3 protein-coding genes are annotated in these 2,663 nt (G+C 66.3%); all 3 read right to left on the minus strand.

What is annotated here, in order from left to right:
- Nucleotides 1-162: 162 nt before the first annotated feature.
- On the minus strand, nucleotides 163-987 hold the full coding sequence (locus ACQ4WS_RS25380; protein WP_436479717.1) for a TlpA family protein disulfide reductase: 825 nt from the start codon (nucleotides 985-987) through the stop codon (nucleotides 163-165).
- Nucleotides 988-1,045: 58 nt separating this feature from the next.
- Nucleotides 1,046-1,726, minus strand: a complete 681-nt coding sequence (locus tag ACQ4WS_RS25385; RefSeq protein ID WP_436479719.1) for a DUF2325 domain-containing protein — start codon at nucleotides 1,724-1,726, stop codon at nucleotides 1,046-1,048.
- A 130-nt stretch (nucleotides 1,727-1,856) separates the two neighbouring features.
- A complete protein-coding gene (locus ACQ4WS_RS25390) occupies nucleotides 1,857-2,474 on the minus strand; it encodes a hypothetical protein (RefSeq protein ID WP_436479718.1) in 618 nt (205 codons plus the stop codon).
- Nucleotides 2,475-2,663 lie beyond the last annotated feature (189 nt).

A 2,663-nucleotide genomic window follows, 5' to 3' on the forward strand; every position in this document is an offset into this window, starting at 1 on the left:
GATCCGCAGTCGCCCGCGGCACCCTTGCCGTTCAGCTAACTCTTCCCCTTGTCGGGCGAGTAGAGGACTTGCACCTCCCAGTGAGTGCGCCCTGCCGGGCGCACCGTAAAAAAAGCCGCGCATCGCGAACGATGGCGGCTACGTCAAGCAGGCGTGCGCGCGTCAGGGAACGGGCGCAATCATCTGCAGCTTGCTGGCCAGGGAGGCGTCGGACAATTCGCCCAGATGCGTATCGACCAGGCGCCCCTGCGCGTCATAAAACAGGGTGGTCGGCAGGGCCGAGGAACCGGCCGCCTTGCCCAGCGCCGCCTCGCTGTCGAGCACCACATTGCGCAGGGTCACGCCGCTCCTGTCCAGGAAAGCGCCGGCCACCGCCGCATCCTCGCGCTGATTCGCGTACACGAAGACGATATCGGCGCGCGCCTGCTGCGCGGCGGCCAGCACGGGCATCTCGCGCCGGCATGGCGGGCACCAGCTGGCCCACAAGTTCACCACCAGCGGCTTGCCGCCGGCCAGCGCCGCCAGGGTCACCGGCGCGCCATCGACCGCCTGCAGCGCCACGGCCGGCAAGGCCGTCGGCTTGTCGTAGGCCAGCGATATGCCTGCGCTCAGCACGCCCCAGGCCAGCGCGCCGGACGCCACGCTGATGGCCAGCGGACGGCGCATCAGCGTCATGGCGGCGCGCCGGCAACGCCACGCGGCGATGGCCAGGGCAGCGGCAATGCCGGCCGACGCCAGGAACCCTCCGTCGCGGATATTCAGGATGGACCAGGGTGCGGCCAGGTACTGTTCGTGCCAGCGCAGTACGAACGCCAGGCGCGCCGCCAGCAGGCCGGCGATCAGCATGTCGGAAACCAGGGGGCCGGCATCGGGCAGTTGGCGATAGCGCCGCAGCCAGCCCGCCACGCCGTAGGCAACGCACAGGGAAACGAACAGCAGGACCAGGCCCGTAGGCAGGGCCAGGGGGCCGATTTGCAGGGACAGCATGGGCGCTTTCAGGAACGTCGAGGGACGGCCATTGTGGCCCATGCGGATTAAGCCAGCGTTAAGAAGCGGCCAACGTTTCCTTGCGCACGAAATGCATGGCTTGCGGCTGGTCCACCAGCACGCACTGTTTGCCCGTGCGCTTGCAGTGGTCATGCACGCGCCAGTAAGCATCGTGGCTGACGCAGCCCGTCTGGCAAATCACCAGGTCGGCCGCCACCAGGCCCGCTTCCAGCGCGGCTGCATCGTCGGCGCCATCGTCGCCGCCTGCGTGGTGCAGGAAGCGTCCGCCAGCCTGCTCGATGGCTTGCTGCGCCACGTTGGCGCCGACGGCCGGTTGGCCCGCATTCTGGTCCAGATAGCTGCCCACATACAGCACGGCTTTTTCGCGCACGTCGGCCTGCAAGGCTGGTGCGGGCAACCACTGCAGGCGCAGCAACTCGCGCATCAGGTCCTGCACTCTTTCACCAAGCCATTCGACCCGGCGCGCCAGCCTTGCACGCGTCGGCAAGCCCGGCACGCTGGCCGCCAGTTCGGCCAGTTCATCGCGCGCCAGCGCCAGTTTTGTATCGCGGATCACGACCTGCGCCCGCGCGCGCATCAAGTCCGACTCCAGCTGCGCGATGCGGGCCGCCTGCGCAGCCAGCTGCGCACTGCAGCGCGCCTGCGCGCGGCCATACTCCCCCATCAACACGCGATGCTCACGCGCGATAGCGTCCTCGTTGCCATACACACTGCCCATCATGCCCTCCTTCACACGCATGGCGCCACTGCGCCGGCCCATCGCCACCCTATTGTCACGCATTATAAATGAGAATCATTATTATTTGTCTGTATGCGTGCGCACGAGGGGTATGCGATGGCCGCCAGCGTCACGCAGTCGGCGGGCAAGACAGCAGGCGCTGCCAGACATCATCCTGCACCTGTCGCACATACCGCGCACCTTCCGGGCCGCGATACGTGTCCAGGGTGTTCGGCCACGCGATATCGATGAACAACTGCCGTTTCGCATCGATCAGCAGGGACTGGCCCACATAGTTGCCCTTGATCTCGCCCTTGTTCACGGCAAGCAGGCGCGCGCCGCCGGCAAGCGCCCGCTCTTCAAGCTCCACGCCGCTGCGCTCGGCCACATCGCGCAGCCAGCGCTCGCGCCAGCGCACCTGCTCCCCGAACTGTTCCTTTGGCGGCCGGTCCAGCTTGACGACGGCCGCCACGGGCCCGCCTATTCCCGCCTGCAGCGAAAAGCCCATGCGTTCCTGCAGTTCGATCGTGTACGCCTCGCCCTTGACGTCGATCTGGTAGCGCCCCGTCCCGTCCTGCAACAACAGGTCCACCTGGTGATAGGCGGGCTCGACGCAAGTGGCGTATTGATGGACGAGCACATCAAGGAACGGCTGTGCGGCCGGAGTGGATGCCGCCATGGCGGGCGACAGGGCGACACACAGGGCCGCGGCTGCCGCGCATTGCATCGCGCACTTCATCATACTCATGCTTGCTCCGGTTCATGTGGAAGACGACGGCAGCCGAAAAAAAACCAAGGCGCGCCATCCAGTCGCTCATATTAGGGAAGCGCTGATCAATTCGGTTTTCTGGCGAGGTTGGCGCGCCAAATGGGCGACCGATGAGCCGTTCAAGCCCATTTTTCGTTCAAGTTGACGCGATACTTCGCGTCTTTCTGC

The organism is Janthinobacterium leeuwenhoeki (assembly GCF_051380795.1).
In the GTDB taxonomy this organism is placed as follows: Bacteria; Pseudomonadota; Gammaproteobacteria; order Burkholderiales; family Burkholderiaceae_D; genus Janthinobacterium.

Excerpts from the sequence above, each read along its gene's own strand:
- ACQ4WS_RS25380 (WP_436479717.1), bottom strand. The coding sequence starts at position 987 with ATGCTGTCCCTGCAAATCGGCCCCCTGGCCCTGCCTACGGGCCTGGTC.
- ACQ4WS_RS25390 (WP_436479718.1), bottom strand. The coding sequence starts at position 2,474 with ATGAGTATGATGAAGTGCGCGATGCAATGCGCGGCAGCCGCGGCCCTG.
- ACQ4WS_RS25385 (WP_436479719.1), bottom strand. The coding sequence starts at position 1,726 with ATGGGCAGTGTGTATGGCAACGAGGACGCTATCGCGCGTGAGCATCGC.